Origin of the sequence: Mesorhizobium sp. M2A.F.Ca.ET.046.03.2.1, from assembly GCF_003952425.1 — a bacterium.
GTDB lineage: Bacteria > Pseudomonadota > Alphaproteobacteria > Rhizobiales > Rhizobiaceae > Mesorhizobium.
This window is the reverse complement of the sequence record NZ_CP034449.1, coordinates 4,571,674-4,588,880: the sequence shown is the minus strand read 5'-3', so window position 1 is coordinate 4,588,880 and position 17,207 is coordinate 4,571,674. Positions and strand designations below refer to the sequence as shown.

Annotated in this window: 14 protein-coding genes; 9 read left to right on the top strand and 5 right to left on the bottom strand. The window is 65.5% G+C overall.

Annotated features, from left to right (window positions below; all coding sequences use genetic code 11):
- The first annotated feature begins 150 nt into the window (after positions 1–150).
- The gene (locus tag EJ072_RS36960; RefSeq protein WP_126081256.1) at positions 151–333 is read left to right on the top strand and encodes a hypothetical protein; all 183 of its coding nucleotides are present in this window, start codon (positions 151–153) and stop codon (positions 331–333) included.
- Positions 334–394: 61 nt separating this feature from the next.
- Here EJ072_RS36960 and EJ072_RS21910 read toward each other — a convergent pair whose 3' ends face one another.
- Together EJ072_RS21910 and EJ072_RS21905 are read right to left on the bottom strand one after the other, a co-directional pair.
- A complete protein-coding gene (locus EJ072_RS21910) occupies positions 395–985 on the bottom strand; it encodes a hypothetical protein (protein ID WP_126081255.1) in 591 nt (196 codons plus the stop codon).
- 83 nt (positions 986–1,068) lie between these two features.
- Complete coding sequence (locus tag EJ072_RS21905) at positions 1,069–2,253, bottom strand: Gfo/Idh/MocA family oxidoreductase (protein WP_126081254.1); 1,185 nt, start codon at positions 2,251–2,253, stop codon at positions 1,069–1,071.
- A gap of 212 nt (positions 2,254–2,465) precedes the next feature.
- On the opposite strand from EJ072_RS21905, the gene EJ072_RS21900 reads away from it, so the two are divergent.
- From EJ072_RS21900 to EJ072_RS21865, 8 genes are all read left to right on the top strand, one after another.
- Entirely contained in the window at positions 2,466–3,365 is a 900-nt protein-coding gene (locus tag EJ072_RS21900) for a MurR/RpiR family transcriptional regulator (protein ID WP_126081253.1), read from the top strand.
- A gap of 164 nt (positions 3,366–3,529) precedes the next feature.
- Positions 3,530–4,312 carry an SDR family oxidoreductase gene (locus tag EJ072_RS21895; protein WP_126081252.1) on the top strand — a complete coding sequence of 261 codons (783 nt, stop codon included), beginning with the start codon at positions 3,530–3,532 and terminating at the stop codon, positions 4,310–4,312.
- Positions 4,309–5,844, top strand: coding sequence for a mannitol dehydrogenase family protein (locus EJ072_RS21890; protein ID WP_245466937.1), 1,536 nt, complete (start codon positions 4,309–4,311; stop codon positions 5,842–5,844). Before EJ072_RS21895 ends, EJ072_RS21890 begins: the two co-directional genes overlap by 4 nt.
- Positions 5,845–5,863: 19 nt before the next feature.
- Positions 5,864–6,775: a sugar phosphate isomerase/epimerase gene (locus EJ072_RS21885; RefSeq protein ID WP_126081250.1), complete on the top strand. Its 912-nt coding sequence runs from the start codon at positions 5,864–5,866 to the stop codon at positions 6,773–6,775.
- 89 nt (positions 6,776–6,864) lie between these two features.
- Positions 6,865–7,899, top strand: coding sequence for an ABC transporter substrate-binding protein (locus EJ072_RS21880; protein WP_126081249.1), 1,035 nt, complete (start codon positions 6,865–6,867; stop codon positions 7,897–7,899).
- Between the two features lie 200 nt (positions 7,900–8,099).
- Positions 8,100–9,644: a sugar ABC transporter ATP-binding protein gene (locus EJ072_RS21875; protein ID WP_126081248.1), complete on the top strand. Its 1,545-nt coding sequence runs from the start codon at positions 8,100–8,102 to the stop codon at positions 9,642–9,644.
- Positions 9,641–10,627, top strand: coding sequence for an ABC transporter permease (locus EJ072_RS21870; protein ID WP_126081247.1), 987 nt, complete (start codon positions 9,641–9,643; stop codon positions 10,625–10,627). The genes EJ072_RS21875 and EJ072_RS21870 overlap by 4 nt, the downstream gene beginning before the upstream one ends.
- Positions 10,624–11,610, top strand: coding sequence for an ABC transporter permease (locus EJ072_RS21865; RefSeq protein ID WP_126081246.1), 987 nt, complete (start codon positions 10,624–10,626; stop codon positions 11,608–11,610). Before EJ072_RS21870 ends, EJ072_RS21865 begins: the two co-directional genes overlap by 4 nt.
- 113 nt (positions 11,611–11,723) lie before the next feature.
- Here EJ072_RS21865 and EJ072_RS21860 read toward each other — a convergent pair whose 3' ends face one another.
- Genes EJ072_RS21860 through nirB form a run of 3 tightly spaced genes read right to left on the bottom strand, consistent with a single transcriptional unit; the run spans position 11,724 to position 17,197 of the window.
- Complete coding sequence (locus tag EJ072_RS21860; protein ID WP_126081245.1) at positions 11,724–14,393, bottom strand: nitrate reductase; 2,670 nt, start codon at positions 14,391–14,393, stop codon at positions 11,724–11,726.
- 3 nt (positions 14,394–14,396) lie between these two features.
- Entirely contained in the window at positions 14,397–14,726 is a 330-nt protein-coding gene (gene nirD, locus EJ072_RS21855; protein ID WP_126081244.1) for a nitrite reductase small subunit NirD, read from the bottom strand.
- A 20-nt stretch (positions 14,727–14,746) separates the two neighbouring features.
- Positions 14,747–17,197, bottom strand: a complete 2,451-nt coding sequence (nirB, locus tag EJ072_RS21850) for a nitrite reductase large subunit NirB (protein WP_126081243.1) — start codon at positions 17,195–17,197, stop codon at positions 14,747–14,749.
- Positions 17,198–17,207: the final 10 nt, after the last annotated feature.

Sequence of the window (17,207 nt, the reverse complement as noted above, 5' to 3'; positions counted from 1 at the left end):
GCGGCCGTTCTGCCAGCTTGCGCCGCCGATCGCTCCTGACGAAACCGTCTGAATACGGCGATCGCCTCCATCATTTTCAGGTCGGGCAGGACATCCCGCTTGTCGGGATCGCGTAGAGCCTGCCAAGGCGCCGAGCGGAAGGAAAAAGCGATGGCCATTCTCCCCAATCCGGACCCGTCTCCAACGCCGGTGCCCACGCCTCCGCCCATCCCGGAACCCAAGCCGATGCGCGAGCCGGATCCGGATCGGCTTCCCGATGAGGCGCCGATCCCCAATCCCGATGAGAATGACGAGCCGCCCAAGCATTCCACGCCCAGGCGGCCCCGACCTTGACCGGCTCACGGGAGGCGCGCCGGACGCACGTCGCGATCAAGGGCTAGTTTGCGGGAGTCGCTTAGCCAGCCTCATCGACGTTCGGCAATTCAAGCGCTGAACGCAGTAAACCGCGATCGCGCTGGTAGAGGGTAGAATATGTGACCGGCTCCAACAAATCGGCGTAGGGCCGGAAATCCGCGATGCGCTTGTTGAAGGGCATCGCCCCGCAGCCGGGAACCAGACAATCCCGATTTCCCTTCGGACAGCGGTTGAAGGAGCAAAGCCGGCCAAGGTAGTGGTCGCTGCCGGGCTCGAACAGGAAAACGTCGAGTTGATGGTCGGCGACACTGATGCCAAGCCCGGCCTCGAACGCCTGCCGCAGCGCCGCGGCGCCCTTACGGCGCAACTCGCCAAGCCGGTGTTGCGAGTCGACCCAGACAGCCAGGTCGAGGTCGCTGCATTCATGCCAAACATCGATACCCGCGCGGCGGAAGTCGCTGAACCTCGGAATCTCCTTCCAGAGCGGTTTCGCCACCGAGCCGATGACAGCGATCGCCTTGATCTCGGGGAACGCCATCCAGGACTGCGTGACGACATCGGCGGCCTGGCGGAATTCGCGCTGGCGCCGCAGGAGGTAACGGTTCTGCTCTTCGATCTGCGCGCGCTTCATGGTTCACCGAGGCGGCTTTATCAAACTGCGTTTGCGGCCATCGGAGGCTGAGTTTGGCAAGCCGTCAAGAGTGCGATTGCCCCTCAACCAAGCCTCGCCTGCGTCCAAGCTCCTCCAGCCGCGTTCGACTCCACCGCCGCCGCCACGAACTTCACGCCACGCGCGCCGTCGACCACGTCGGGCACCTGCGCTGCCCCCGCGGCATCGACCGCGCCACCCGATCGATGCGCGCGGATGATGTCGGCGGCGTCACGGTAGAAATTGGCGAAGGCCTCGATGTAGCCTTCCGGGTGCGCTGCCGGCATGCGCGACACGCGCCTCGCTTCCGCCGTCGCGCCATGGCCGCCGCGCACCAGCGTGCGCGTCTCCTCGCCATAGGGCGAGAAGCGCAGTTCCTCCGGCCGCGATCCAGACCATTCGAGCCCGGCCTTGTCGCCATAGATGCGCACCGAGAGGTCGTTGTAATGGCCGGGCGAAGTCTGGCTGGCGAGGATCGTGCCGCGCGCCCCGCCCGCCCAGCGCATCAGCACATGCGCGTTGTCGTCGAGCCGCCGTCCGGGCACGGCGGTGAAGAGGTCGGCCGAAACCGCCTCCGCCTCGAAACCGGAGACGAAGCTTGCCAGGTTGAAGGCATGCACGCCGATATCGGCAAGCACGGCCGACTGGCCGGCGCGCGCTGGATCGGTGCGCCATTCGGCCTGCTTCTGGCCCTCGGCGTCGATCGGCTTGGTCAGCCAGTCCTGGATATAGGCGCCGTGCACCGACACGATGCGGCCGAGCTCGCCCGCCGCCACCATTTCGCGCGCCTGGCGCACCATGGCGTAGCCGGTGTTATTGAGCGTGACGACGAAGCGGCGCTGCTTCGCTTTGGTCAGCGCCACCAGGGCTTCGGCCTCGCCAAGCGTCGTCGACAGCGGCTTGTCGCAGATGACGTCGATGCCAGCCTCGAGGAAGGCCGTCGCGATTGGTGCGTGCAGATGGTTGGGCGTGACGATGACCACCGCCTCGATGCCGTCCGGCCGTGCCGCTTCGGCTTTCGCCATGGCATGGTAATCGGCATAGCTGCGCTCCGGCGCGATGCCGATCTCGGCGGCGGAGGCCGCGGCATTCTCCGGATCCGAGGACAATGCGCCGGCGACCAGCGCGATCTGGTCGTCGAGCCGCATGGCGAGGCGATGCACGGCGCCGATGAAGGCGTTGCGGCCGCCTCCGACCATGCCGACCCGCAGGCGTTGACGCGACGTACCATCGGCGGTTGCATAGACCATGATTGCGATTATCCTCCCCAAGTTTCGATATGCCGGTCGGTGCGGATGTTGTGACCGGCGACGGCTGTTTTCGAATGATATTTCTATTTTTTGTTTTGTAAAACGATTGTGCCGCGTTAGCTTTTTACCCTCGGTCCAGGTGACGGACCGCATCCGGTGGGCAGGGATCGGATAATGCATCCGATGGTTGGGGTCACGATGAGGCATATCCTATGAGCGGCCGCGGCAAGGCGGCCGACGAGCCGTCCTCGCATAGCCTGGAGACGGCAGCGAGGAAGAGGAGCCGATCACTGGCAGCACTTGGCTACACCAAGCCGCAAACCTATGAAGAGCTGCGCGCAGTGCTTTCGTCAGGCACCGTGCATTTCCCGAAACGGCTTCGCCAGGTGGCGATCTTCCTCTGGCAACATCCGAGCGAGGTTGCGCTCGGCACGATCGCGCAGGTGGCTGACCAGGCCGGCGTGCAGCCCTCGACCCTGGTGCGCTTCGCCCAGATCTTCGGCTATTCCGGCTTTTCCGATTTCCAGCTCCTGTTCAAAGACCGCATGAAGGGCTCCTGGCCGGATGCGCAAGGCAGCCCGGACAAGGCCGGGGAGCCGAATGCCGACCTGCATTTCCTCAATGGCATGGTCGGCGCCTGCCAGGCCTCGCTCGGCCGCATCGGCAACAATTTCGATATCGCCGCTTTCGAGACGATGGTCGGTCATCTGGCGGCGGCCGAGCTGATCTACGTCATCGGCAGCAAGCGCGCCTTTCCCGTCACCACCTATCTGTCGCTGACGCTTTCGCAGCAGGGCGTGCGCAATGTGCTGGTCGACAATGTCGGCTCGACCGCGCTGGACCAGGTCGGCTGCATCACGCCGCGCGACGCGGTGCTCGCCGTCTCGTTCAGTCCTTACAATTCGATCACGCCCGACCTCGTCGCCGTCGCGCATGAGCGCAAGGCGCGCATCCTCGCCATCACCGACAGCACATTTTCGCCGCTGGCAAAACTCTCCGACACCTGGCTGGAAGTGGTTGAGCAGGATTTTGGCGGCTTCCGTTCGCTAGCCGCCTCGCTCGCGGTCGGCATGGCCTTGGTCCATGGCGTCGTCGCGCGCCGGACAGATTAACATTCCAAGAAAAGTGTCAGCGGTTTTCCGTCCGGAATTGCGAAAGACAAGGAGATAGAGCGGTTCACCGGTTCCATGGAACGGTGAACCGCTCTAGCACGATTGACTAACGGGAATTATCGTTCCATATTTGAAAAAATGGAAACTTTGTTCCGGGAGGAGGAATGGAGGTTCGTCTCGACGGCAAGGTGGTGCTGGTCACCGGCGCGACGCAAGGCATCGGCCGCGCGACCGCCGAGACGCTTGCGCGCTCCGGCGCCGCCGGCCTGCTGATCACCGGCCGGGACCAGAAGCGCGGCGATGCTGTCGCCGCCGAGCTCACGGCCATGGGCGCTGCTGCCGTCTTCGCTGCGGCCGATCTCGGCGATCCCGAAGCCCCGGCGCGGTTGGCCGGGGCCTGCATTGAACGCTTCGGCCGCATCGACGGTCTCGTCAACGCCGCCGGCCTCACCGATCGCGCGTCCTTCACCGACGCCACGTTCGACGATTGGGCGTCGCTGTTTGCGGTCAACGCCCGCGCGCCCTTCTTCCTCATGCAGGCGGCGATCGCCGACATGAAGAAGCGCGGACAGGGCGGCGCTATCGTCAACATCCTGTCGATCAACGCGCATTGCGGCACGCCGGAGCTTGCCGTCTATTCCGCCACCAAGGGCGCTCTGGCGACGCTGACCAAGAACGCCGCCAACGCCCACCGCTTCGACAGCATCCGCGTCAACGGCATCAATGTCGGCTGGACCGACACTCCGGCCGAACGGATCATGCAGGCCGACACGCTCGGCCAGGGTTCGGGCTGGCTCGACGCCGCCAATGCGACGCAGCCCTTCGGCCGGCTGTTCTCCGTGACCGACATAGCCAATCTTGCCGTCTTCCTGCTCTCCGACGCCGCCGGTCCGATGACCGGCACGCTGGTCGATCAAGAGCAATGGGTGATCGGAGCCAACCGGTGAGCGCGTCATCGCCCGAAAGCCTCAGCCCTGCCCTGCTCGGCCGCTTGCCATCCGAAGGCCGCAAGCCGGCTTACGATCGCAGGGCGTTGAGGCCCGGCATCGCCCATATCGGCGTCGGCGCCTTCCACCGCTGCCATCAGGCCGAATACACCGACGACCTGCTGGCGAAGGATTTCGACCGCTGGGGACTGATCGGCATCAACGTCCGCCCTCCCTTGCTTGCCGATACGCTCGGCCGGCAAGGCGGCCTTTACACGCGGCTCCTCCGCCAGAACGACGAAGTCGAGGCGCGTATCATCGGCAGCATCGTGCGCGTCGTCGACAGCCAGGAGAGTGCCGCGCCGGCGCTGGAGGTGCTCGCCTCGCCCGAGATCGAGATGGTCACCATGACGGTGACCGAGAAAGGCTATTGCCACATCCCGTCGAGCGGCGCGCTCGACCTTGACCATCCCGATATTGTCCACGATCTCGCCAATCCGGAAACGCCACGCAGCGTGCCCGGCATCCTGGCACAGGCGCTGGAACTGCGCATAGCCACGCATGGCCGCCCGGTGACGCTGCTGTCCTGCGACAACATCCCCACCAACGGCACCATTCTTGGCAATGTCGTGCGTGCGTTCGCAGAGCGGCGCGGCGGCAAGCTGGCGGACTGGATCGAAGCCAATGTCGCCTTCCCTTCGGCCATGGTCGACCGCATCGCGCCGGCGACGACCGCGGCCGATATCGATACGGTCGAGCAGCGCTATGGCTACCATGACAGCGCCCTCGTGGTCGGCGAGCGTTTCCGCCAATGGGTGATCGAGAACCGCTTCGCCGGACGCGTGCCGCGCTGGGACCTTGTCGGCGCGGCCTTCGTCGACGATGTCACGCCGTTCGAGCATCTCAAGATGCGGGTGCTGAACGGCGCCCAGACGACGCTCAGCTATCTCGGGGTTTTGGGCGGTTTCGAACATACGTTCGAGGCGATAGCCAACCCGCTTCTGGCAGGCTTCGTCCGCCGCATGCTGACCGAGGAAACACTGCCGACGCTGATGCCGGTCCCCGGCATTGCGCCGGCGGCCTATGTCGAGCAGAGCCTGTCGCGCCTCACCAACTCGGCGATTCGCCACCGCAATCACCAGATCGCCACCGACGGCTCGCAGAAGATCGTGCAGCGCCTGCTCAACCCGATCCGCGACCGCCTGGTGAAGGGTGGGAGCATCGAGCTTCTTTCGGTTCCCGTGGCAGGCTGGATGGCCTATCTGATCAAGGCATCGGCGCGCTTCGGCCGCGCCTGGCAGGTGTCCGACCCCTTCGCCGGCAGGATCGCGGCGATCGCCGACCGCGTTGGTTCGGACAGCAAACTGCTCGCCGACGCGATCTTGGCAATCGACGCTATCTTCGACCCGTCCTTGGCCGCCAACGCGACTTTCCGCGCGCATGTCGTCGCCGGCCTCGACGGCCTGCTCTCGAACGATCCGATGGGCTTCGTCAGACAAGTCTGCTCTGGGCCAACAGAGGCGCCATTGAACCAGCCGGCTCGATCTGCATAGTTTGGTATTGGGAGGCATCATGAAACTTGGACTGCTCACGGCACCATTTCCGGATACTGCTCTCGGCGACGTCGCCGATTGGGCGCGTTCGGCCGGTTTCGAGGCGCTGGAAATCGCCTGCTGGCCGAAGACTTCCGGGGCCAGCCGCCGCTATGCCGGCACCAGCCATATCGATGTGGACATCTCGGCCGCTGAAGCCAAGGATATTGCCGCCGGGCTTGCCGGCAAGGGCCTGGCCATCTCGGGCCTCGGCTTCTATCCCAACCCGCTCCATCCCGACCGGGCGCATCGCGAGGCGGTGATCGGTCACCTGAAGAAGGTGATCGTGCTGGCGAGCCGCATGGGGGTCTCGCTGGTCAACACCTTCTGCGGCGGCGACGCCTCGAAGACTGTCGACGCCAATTGGGAGGACGCGCAAAAGGTCTGGCCGGCGATCATCGCCCACGCCCGCGAACACGGTGTGAAACTCGCTTTCGAGAATTGCCCGATGATCTTCAGCTATGACGAATGGCCGGGCGGGCACAACATCGCCTACTCGCCTTACGTCTGGCGCCGCATCCTCGAAGCCTGGGGCGGCGAAGTCGGCATGAATTTCGACCCCTCGCATCTCGTCTGGCAGATGATCGACAAGGAGCGCTTCATCCGCGAGTTCGGCAAGAACATGCTGCACGTGCATGCCAAGGACCTGATGATTGATCATGATGGTTTGTACGAGCGCGGAATCCTCTCGGCTGGCATAGGCTGGCAGGTGCCGCGCATGCCGGGGCTTGGGGACATCGACTGGAGCAGGATTTTTTCGGGCCTCTACCGGGCCGGATATGACGGCCCGGTCATCATCGAGCATGAGGACCGGCGCTTCGAGGGGACGGATGAAAAGGTCAAGCGCGGCTTCCTGCTTGCCCGCGACGTGCTGCACCCCTTCGTCAAATGACGAAAAGCTTGGCGCCGACCATGTCGGCGCCCTGGAACTGAGCTGAACAATCGACTGAACTGAAAAGATCAATGTGGAGGAGTACTGACATGAAAAGACATCTGACCGTGGCCTCGCTACTTGCCGGCGCCGCCTTGCTCGCCTCGGTAGGCGCCTCGGCCGCCGCCGGCAAATACACGATCGGCATTTCCAACACAGTGCAGGGCAATGGCTGGCGCGAGGAGATGATCTGCGCGATGAAGGCGCAGGCGCTCGCTTCCGGTGAAGTGGCGAAGCTCAACATCGCTCACCGCAACACCGACGCCGCCGGCCAGCTCGAGGACATCCGCAACCTGATCAGCGCCAAGGTCGACGCCATTGTCGTCAACCCGGCCGATCCGGCCGGCATCAAGGCAGGCCTCGAGGAAGCCACCAAGGCCGGCATCGTCGTCGTCGCTGTCGACCAGGCGGTGACCGAACCGTCCGCCTACATCATCTCCAACAACCAGGAACAGTATGCCTATCTCGGCGCCAAGTGGCTGTTCCAGCAGATGGGCGGCAAGGGCGAGGTGTTCTATATGCGCGGCGCCGCCGGCGCTTCGGCCGACTCTGACCGCGACAAAGGTTTCAAGAAGGCGCTCGCCGAATTCCCCGATGTGAAGGTCGCGCAGGAAGTCTTCACCGGCTGGCAGCAGGACCAGGCCAAGCAGCAGATCCTGTCCTTCCTCGCCACCGGCACGCCGATCAACGGCATCTGGACCTCCGGCATCGACAACGTAATCGTCGACGCGCTGGTCGAGCAGCAGGCGCCGATGGTGCCGGTCGTGGGCGCCGACAATGCCGGCTTCGTCGGCCAGTTGAGCTCGGTCAAGGACCTGGTCGGCGCGGCCGTCACCAATCCCGGCTCGATCGGCGGCGCGGGCGTGACGCTCGCGCTGCAGATCCTCGACGGCAAGAAGCCGGCGCAGCAGACCGTCCTGGTCGAGCCGCAGCTCTGGGAGAACGCCACCGAGGAAGGCAAGGCCAAGCTGAAGAGCGTCGTCGACCCCTCGCTCAGCCCCGAATGGCCGGTCTCGATCTCCATCCCGGACTGGACGACCTACACCAAGGACCAGATCGTGGCCTGCAAGGGCCCGGGCGAGTAAGGGCCTGATCCGAACGCAAGCGCAGGGCGCCGGACCAAGGTCTGGCGTCCTTGCCATTTGATCTGGCACGCATAGTTTGAGCCTTCGAGCAATTCCAGGAAAAGTGTGAGCGGTTTTCCGTCCGGAATTGCGTAAAAACAAAAGGATAGAGCGGTTCGCCGTTTCCTTGAAACGGTGAAACGCTCCAGATCGAGAACGCTTTGACCACCAGCCCTCTCCTCGACGCCACCGGCGTGGCTAAGAATTACGGCGCGGTTGCCGCGCTACGCAACGCTTCGCTGTCCGTGCTGCCGGGTGAGGTCCACGCGCTGATGGGCGCCAACGGCGCCGGCAAGTCGACGCTGGTGAAGATCCTGACCGGGGCGATAAAGGCGGATGCAGGGCGCATCCTGATCCGCGGCCAGCAGCTCGATGTCCGCTCCCCCGCGGCCGCCCGCCGCGCCGGGCTGCTGCCGGTCTATCAGGAACCGTCGCTGATTCCGGATCTCGACGTCCTCTCCAATCTCAGGCTCACCGGCACGCCGGTCGAGCCCTTCCGCGCATGGGTGCGCGAGCTCGGCATTCCCGACCTCGACATCCGCGAGACGGCCCGCCATATCCCTCTGGCCATCCTGCGCGTGCTCGACCTGGCGCGCGCTCTGGCCGTCGAGCCCGACGTGCTGCTGCTCGACGAGATGACCGCGGCGCTGCCGGCGAACCTCGCCGAGAAAGTGCTGGAAGTCGTGCGCCGCCAGGGTGACGCCGGCCGCTCGGTCATCTTCATCTCGCACCGTTTCGTCGAGATCTCCGCGCTCTGCGACCGCGCCACCGTGCTGCGCGACGGCTCCACCGTCGGCGTCGTCGACATCGAGCCGGGCGTCGAGGAAGGAATAGTCGAGATGATGCTCGGCACCCGCATCGAGAAGACGCGCGTCGCCGCGCGAGCGGCGAATGATGTGGCGGTTGCGGCCGGCGGCCGTCCGCGCCTGTCCGTCCGCAACCTGCAGCTCGGCACCAAGCTCAACGACGTCTCCTTCGATCTCGCCAATGGCGAGGTCGTCGGCGTCTTCGCGCTCGAGGGCCAGGGCCAGGACGAGCTCTTCGCAGCGCTTGCCGGCTCGATCCGCCCGACCGGCGGCACGATCGACGTCGACGGCGCGCCGGTGAAATTCTCGCATCCGAGCGACGCCATCCAGGCCGGCATCGCCTATGTGCCCGGCGACCGCACCGAGGCCTTGGCCTTGCAGCGTTCGGTGCGCGAGAACATCGCGCTGCCCTTCAGCGCCGGGCTGCGCAAATGGGGGCCGATCCGCATGCGGCGCGAGGAGTTTGTGGTTTCCGGCGCCATCGGCAGGCTGCAGATCGACACCCGCGCCCAGGGCGAGGTGCAGCGCCTTTCCGGCGGCAACCAGCAGAAGGTGACCATCGCCCGCTGGATCGCTGCCAACGCCCGCACCATCCTCTGCTTCGACCCGACCCGCGGCATCGATGTCGGCACCAAGCAGGAAATCTACAAGCTGCTGCGCGAGCTCGCTGGCCAAGGCAAGTCGGTATTGTTCTACACCTCCGAGATGGAGGAGGTGCAGCGCGTCTGCGACCGTGTCATCGTCATCTTCGGCGGCCGTGTCGTCGACACCTTCCCGGTGGAAGAGGCCGATGAAGCGGCATTGATGCGCGCAGCTTACGGCCTGCCGCGCGGCGCTAGGGCCGATGTCGGCATCCTTGCCGAGGTCAAACCCGCTTCCGATGCGGAGGTCGCGCCATGAGCCGCTTCCTCCGCAACCAGGGCTGGGTCGCCGGCCTCTTTGCCCTGCTGATCTTCCTCTTCGTCGTCACCAAGCTGATCCAGCCCGGCTATGGCAGCGGCGACTTCGGCTCGCTGGCGCGGGCGGTTCTGCCTTACGCCTTCGCCGTCGCCGCTCAGACCGTCGTCGTCATCGCCGGCGGCATTGACCTTTCGGTCGCCGCTATGATGGCGCTGACGAGCGTGACCGCAGCCTCGATGATGAACGGCGCCAGCGAGGAATATGCGCTCTTCGTCGTGCCCTTCGTGCTGGCCATGGGGCTGGTGCTCGGCGCGCTGAACGGTATCCTCATCGTCGTGACCCGCGTGCCCGACATCGTCGTCACGCTTGCCATGCTGTTCGTGCTGCAGGGCGCGGCGCTCCTCGTGCTCGGCGCTCCGGGAGGCGCGGCCGCCGAATGGCTGAAGGCCAGCGTCATCGGCACGGTGCCGGTCCCCGGCCTGCCGGATTGGGCCGACGCCTGGGTGCCGAAGGCGCTGGTGCTGCTCGTCGTCTGCCTCTGCATCGTGTGGATTCCGCTCAGGCGCTCACGCCTCGGCCTATCCATCTACGCCATCGGCAGCAACGAGCTTGCCGCCTTCCGCAGCGGCGTGCCGGTGGCCAGCACCAGGATCATCGCCTATGCGCTCTCCGGTCTGTTTGCGGCGCTCGGCGGCCTGTCGCTCACCATCAGCACCGGCATCGGCGCGCCGATACCCGGGCCTTATCTGCTCGCCAGCGTCGCCGCGGTGGTGCTGGGCGGCGTCGCGCTCGGCGGCGGCAAGGGCGGCCTGCTCGGGCCGATCATCGCCGTCTTCGTGCTGCGGCTGGTGCGCACCGACCTGACGCTTCTGGCCATCGATCCGAACGTCACCGCCATCATCGAAGGTTTGATCATGGTCGCGGTCGTGATGTTCGGCGCCTTCATCACCATGCGAAGCCGTCCGGCAGGAGCAACGCCATGACCGACATCGCGACCATGCCCCGGCCCGTCTCGTTCGGCCGCCGCCTGAAGCGCTTCATGGCGGACCGGCCGCTGATCCCTTTGATCATCCTCTTGATCATCCTCGTGGTGATCCTGCAGATCCTGCGCCCCGGCATCGTCAACGAGCGCTGGCTCGCCAACACGGCGAAGTTCGCCATTCCGCTGGCGATCCTCGCCGGCTGCCAGAGCATGACCATGCTGACCGGCGGCATCGACCTTTCCGTCGGCACGGTGGCGACGATGAGCGCCTTCATCATGGCCACCCAGATCGTCAACCAGGATCCGGCTGTGGCTTTCCTGCTGGCCATGCTGCCCGCCGTGCTGATCGGCCTCGTCAACGGCATCGGCGTCGGCGTGTTCCGGGTGCATCCGCTGATCATGACGCTCGGCACCAGCCTGATCGGCACCGGCTTCCTGCAGGTCTACCAGCGCACCGTGATCGCGTCGGGCGCGAAAATCCCGGATTTCCTCAACTGGCTGGGCACCGGCCTCACCTACGGTTTTCCCAATGCGCTTCTCCTGTTCGTGCCGGTGGCCGTGCTGATCGTCTTCATGCTGAACCGTACCGGCTTCGGCCGCCTGCTCTATGCCGTCGGCGACAATGAGCGCGCCGCGCGCCTGTCCGGCGTCCGCTACTGGCAGGTGATCACCGCGCTCTACATCCTCTCCAGCCTGCTCGCCGGCATCACCGGCCTGCTCTATATCGGCCTGATCAAGGCGCCTTCGCTGTCGCTCGCCGAACCGCTGGTGCTGCCTTCGGTGGCCGCGGCCGTCATCGGCGGCACCTCGATCTTCGGCGGCCGCGGCGGCTATACCGGCACCATCATCGGCGCGCTGATCCTGACCGTGCTGACGACGCTGCTCACCATCCTGCAGATGCCCGAAGGCGGCCGCCGCATCCTGTTCGGCTTCATCGTGCTATTCGTGACGGCGGCCTATCTGCGCATCGTCGAGGACCGCTAGAGCAAATCCAGGAAAAGTGTGAGCGGTTTTCCGTCCGGAGTTGCGTAAAAATAAGAAGATAAACCATTTCACCGTTTCGGTAAAACGGTGAAATGGTTTAGCCGGCGCACGGCTCACTCCGCCGCCTGCACCTGGCGGGCGCCGATGATCGCACGTATCTCGGAGCGGCAGGAGCCGCAATTGGTGCCCGCGCGCAACGTCTCGCCGATGGCCTCAAGGCTGTCGCATCCCGAAGCAACCGCCGACGCGATTTGGTTGGCGCCGACATGGAAGCATGCGCACACGACCCGCCCAATAGGCGGCATGGGCACGGGCGAGCGGCCGGATAGAAGCGCGTGGCGGTCGGCCGTCGACAGCTTCTGGCGCGTGGCGAGCAGGGACACCAGCCAGTCGCGCGCCGGCAGTTGGTCTGGAGCGGCGACCAGCAAGGCCTCGGCCATGGCGCCGCCATCGTCGATGGCCGCCGCGCGATAGGCGAGCCCGCGGCGATCGGTGTATTCGAGCAACTGGTCCCGCCGTTTGACGCCCAGCAGCTTGCGCGCCAGGAGGATCCCCTGGTCCGGCGGCTCGGTTCCAGTCAGTTCATAGACCCAGCCGCCATCGACCGCATGCCGGCTCCAGTGGACGAAACCTGTCGGCCGCAGATCACGGCGTGTGATGAGCACGCCGGCCCAGCCGGTCTCTTCCCGCACGATCCTGACTGGAACATGCTTGAGCTCCGGTTGGCCGGAATGCGGATCGGTGACCGGCGAGGACAGCAGACCGGCCGCGGCCCTGGCCGCGAACTGTCCGCTCCAGTGCATGGGCAGGAAAGCATGGCCACGCCGCTGCGAGTCGGCCACGCGTACTCTCGCCCGAACGAAGCCGAAGCGGGTTGAAAGCTGGGCGAGGTCGCCATCCTTTAGGTGTCGCGCGGCCGCATCGGCCGGATGAAGATCGACCGCCGGCTCCGGCACGTTAGCCATCAAACGCGGCACATTCCCGGTGCGCGTCATGGTGTGCCACTGATCGCGCAGCCGGCCGGTGTTCAGGGCAAGTGGATAGTCGGCATCGACGCTGAAGGCCGTTGCCTCCTGCCGCACCGCCACGAAGCGCGCGCGGCCGTCGGGCGTCGGAAAACGACCGTCGCCAAACAATCTCGTCTGGTGCTCGCCTCGATCCGACGTGGGCCAAAGACGCGGCGCGAAGGTTGAATAGTCTTCATCGGTAAGATCAGCAAAGCCGCCGAGATCGAATAGGCGCTCGCCCCCGTTCTCGAAGGCGGAGAGCGCCGCATGCTCGCGGAAAATCTCGGCCGGCGCCCGGAAGGCGAAGGCCTCGCCAAAGCCCATGCGGGCGGCGACATCGCAGACGATGCGCCAGTCGGCTCTCGCCTCGCCCGGCGGCGGCAGGAACGGCCGCTGGCGCGAGATACGCCGTTCCGAATTGGTGACCGTGCCGTCCTTCTCGCCCCAACCAGCGGCCGGCAGCAGAACGTCGGCGCAGCGCGTGGTGTCGGTGCGGGTGACATCCGAAACGACGACGAAATCGCATTTAGCGAGCGCGGCACGCACGCGTGAAGCATCCGGCATGGAGACCGCCGGATTGGTGCCCATGACCCACAGCGCCTTGATGCGGCCGTCGGCGACCGCCTGGAACATGTCCACCGCCTTCAGGCCGACGCGGCGGGCGATGTCGGGCGCCTTCCAGAAGCGGGAGACACGATCGATGTTGGCTTCATCCGCGAAGTCCATATGCGCGGCGAGCTGATTGGCCAGGCCACCCACCTCGCGGCCGCCCATGGCGTTCGGCTGCCCGGTGACCGAGAACGGTCCCATGCCGGGCTTGCCGATGCGGCCGGTGGCGAGATGGCAATTGATGATGGCGTTGACCTTGTCGGTTCCATGCGCCGACTGGTTCACACCCTGGCTGTAGACGGTGACGGTCCGGTCAGTGTCGGCGAAGAGATCGTAGAAGGCCTGGACATCGGCGGCCGCCAATCCGCAGCCCTTCGCAATACGTGCGATCGACGGCGCATCGGCGCTGGCCAGCGCGGCCGCGGCGTCGAAGCCCGACGTGTTGTCGCGGATGAAATCGGTATCGCTCTTCCCGCTCTGGACGAGATACGCGAGCAATCCGTTGAACAACAGCACGTCCGTGCCCGGATCGAGCGCCAGATGCAGGTCGCACTCGTCGGCGGTCGCGGTGCGGCGAGGATCGATGACGACGATTTTCGTCCCACGCTCCCGGCGCGTTGCGAGCATGCGCTGGTAGAGCACCGGATGACACCAGGCGGTGTTGGAGCCGGTGAGCACGATGAGATCGGCGCACTCCAAATCCTCATAGACACCGGGAACGATGTCCTCGCCGAAAGCACGGCGGTGGCCGGCCACGGATGAGGCCATGCAAAGCCGCGAATTGGTGTCGATATTGGCCGAGCCGACAAAACCCTTCATCAGCTTGTTGGCGACGTAATAGTCCTCGGTGAGCAATTGGCCGGACACGTAGAAGGCGACCGAATCCGGCCCGTGCTCGGCGATCGCCCGCGAGAATTTTTCGGCCACGAGATCGAGCGCTTCGTCCCAACCGGCCTGCCTGCCGCCGATCTCCGGCTGAAGCAGACGGCCTTCGAGGCCGAGTGTCTCGGCGAGGGCGGAACCCTTGGAGCAGAGCCGGCCGAAATTGGCCGGGTGCTCGGGATCGCCGCGGACGGTCGTCGTACCGTCCGCGGCGACCTTGGCCAGCACGCCGCAGCCCACCCCGCAATAGGGGCAGGTGGTCCTCACCTCGCGCGCTTCCTCCATGCCTCAGGCCGCTTTTGAGGCCAGCGCTTCGAGCGCGATGAAGAGCATTTCGCCCTCGACCCTCACCGGGATCGTTCGCACCGCGCCCTCGTCGGCGCCGAGCGCCTTGCCGGTCTCCAACGAGATCACCCAATTGTGCAGCGGGCAGGTCACCGCCGCGCCATGGACGATGCCTTGGCTCAGCGGCCCGCCCTTGTGCGGGCAGTGGTCCTCGATGGCGAAGACATGGTCGTCGGCCGTTCGGAAGACCGCGATCTTGCCTTGCGGGGTGGCTACGCAGCGTGCGCCGCGGCTAGGGATTTCGGCGATGGAGCCGATGGCGATCCAGTTCATGCGGTCTCTTTCCTGTCGACTCACTCCGCCGCCTCCGCGAACCCGACCGAAGCCATCGGCCGGAACTCATGCTTGTCCTTGCCGGAGACGCGCTCCGACCACGGGTCGACCTGCGCGAATTTCTGGCTGAAGACGAAGCGCTCGTAATAGGCTTTGCGCTTCTCGGCATCGTCCAGGATCTGTTTTTTGATCTCGGCGGTGCCGATGCGCTTGGCCCATTTGTAGATGCGCTCGAGATAGCGCGCCTGCTCGCGATACATCTGGACGAGCGCCACGATCACCTCCAGCGCCTCGTCCTCGGTCTTCACGAGCCCCAGCACTTCCGTGCCCTTGATGTCGAGGCCGGCAGCGCCCGCGAAATGGATCTCGTAGCCGGAGTCGACGCAGACCACGCCGACATCCTTGCAGGTCGCCTCCGCGCAGTTGCGCGGGCATCCCGACACTGCCATCTTCACCTTGGCCGGCGTCCACGAGCCCCACATGAATTTCTCGATGCGGATGCCGAGCCCGGTCGAATCCTGCGTGCCGAAGCGGCACCAGTCGGAACCGACGCAGGTCTTCACCGTGCGCAGGCCCTTGGCATAGGCATGGCCGGAGACGAAGCCGGCCTTGCCGAGATCGGACCACACCGCCGGCAGGTCTTCCTTGCGGATGCCCAGCATGTCGATGCGCTGGCCGCCGGTGACCTTGACCATCGGGATCTCGAACTTGTCGACGACATCGGCAATGGCGCGCAATTCGTTGGCGCTGGTCACCCCGCCCCACATGCGCGGCACCACCGAATAGGTGCCATCCTTCTGGATGTTGGCGTGGACGCGCTCATTGATGAAGCGCGACTGATAGTCGTCGGCATATTGGTCGGGCCAGTCGCAGACCAGATAATAGTTGAGCGCCGGACGGCATTTGGCGCAGCCGCAGGAGGTCTTCCATTCGAGTTCCTGCATGACGGCCGGAATTGTCTTCAGGCCCTTCGCCTTGATCAGGCGCCGCACATCGTCATGACCGAGGCTCGTGCAGCTGCACATGGGCTGCACCGCCGCCGGATTGTACGCTTCGCCGAGCGTCAGCTTCAGCAGCTGTTCGACCAGACCCGTGCACGAGCCGCAGGAGGCCGAAGCTTTCGTATGCGCGCGCACATCGTCGAGGCCGGTCAGCCCCTTGGCCGAGATCGCGCCGGTGATCTTGCCCTTGCAGACGCCGTTGCAGCCGCAGATTTCCGCATCATCCGCCAGTGCCGCAACGGCCGCCAAAGGGTCCGAGGAAACGCCTCCCTGGAACGCCTGGCCGAAGATCAGCGTGTCGCGCATCTCGGAGATGTCGGTCGCCTTCTTCTTGAGGTCGTTGAACCAGGCGCCATCATCCGTCTCGCCGAACAGCACCGTGCCGATGATGCGATTGTCCTGCAGCACGAGGCGCTTGTAGATGCCAGCCGATGCGTCGCGCAGGATGATCTCCTCGCGGTCCTCGCCATCGGCGAAGTCGCCCAGCGAATAGAGGTCGATGCCGGTGACCTTGAGCTTGGTCGGCGTGTCGGAATGGACGAAGCGCCTGTCCTCGCTGTCCGCCAGCGCGGCCGCAGCGACCCGCGCCATCTCGTAGAGCGGGGCGACCAGTCCGTAGACGTGGCCGCCGACCTCGGCGCATTCGCCGAGCGCCATGATGGCAGGATCGGAGGTCCGCATGCGGTCGTCGACGACAATGCCGCGATTGACCTCGAGCCCGGCCTCCTTGGCAAGCGCGGTGCTCGGGCGGATGCCGACCGCCATCACCACCAGCGTCGCCGGGATGATCGTGCCGTCCATCAGCTCGACACCCTCGACCTTGCCGTCGCCGACAATCGCCTTGGTGTTGGCCTTGGTCATGACCTTGATGCCGCGCGCCTCGACGGCCTTCTGCAGCAGATAGCCGGCGGCCGGATCGAGCTGGCGCTCCATGAGCGTCGGCATGACGTGCAGAACCGTGACATCCATGCCGCGTTCCTTCAGCCCGGCCGCGGCTTCGAGGCCGAGGAGGCCGCCGCCGATGACGACCGCTTTGGCGCGCGACTGCGCCGCAAGCAGCATGGCGTTGACGTCATCGAGGTCGCGGTAGGTGAGCACGCCCGGCAGGTCCTTGCCCGGCACCGGAATGATGAAGGGCACCGAGCCGGTGGCGATGACCAGCCGGTCGTAGCTCTCGGTCACGCCGTGGTCCGAGGTGACGGTCTTGGCCTCCCGGTCGATGGCGACGATGCGGTGGCCCTTGTAGAGGGTGATGCCGTGCTTGATGTACCAGCCGTCGCCATGGATGACGATTTCCTCGAACGCCTTCTCGCCCGACAGGACCGGCGACAGCATGATGCGGTCGTAGTTCACGCGCGGCTCGGCGTTGAAGATGGTGACAACGTAGCGGTCGGGCGCCGCTTCCAGCAGGTGCTCCAGCATCCTGCCGGGCGCCATGCCGTTGCCGATGATGACAAGTTTTTCGCTCATGTCGCTCTCC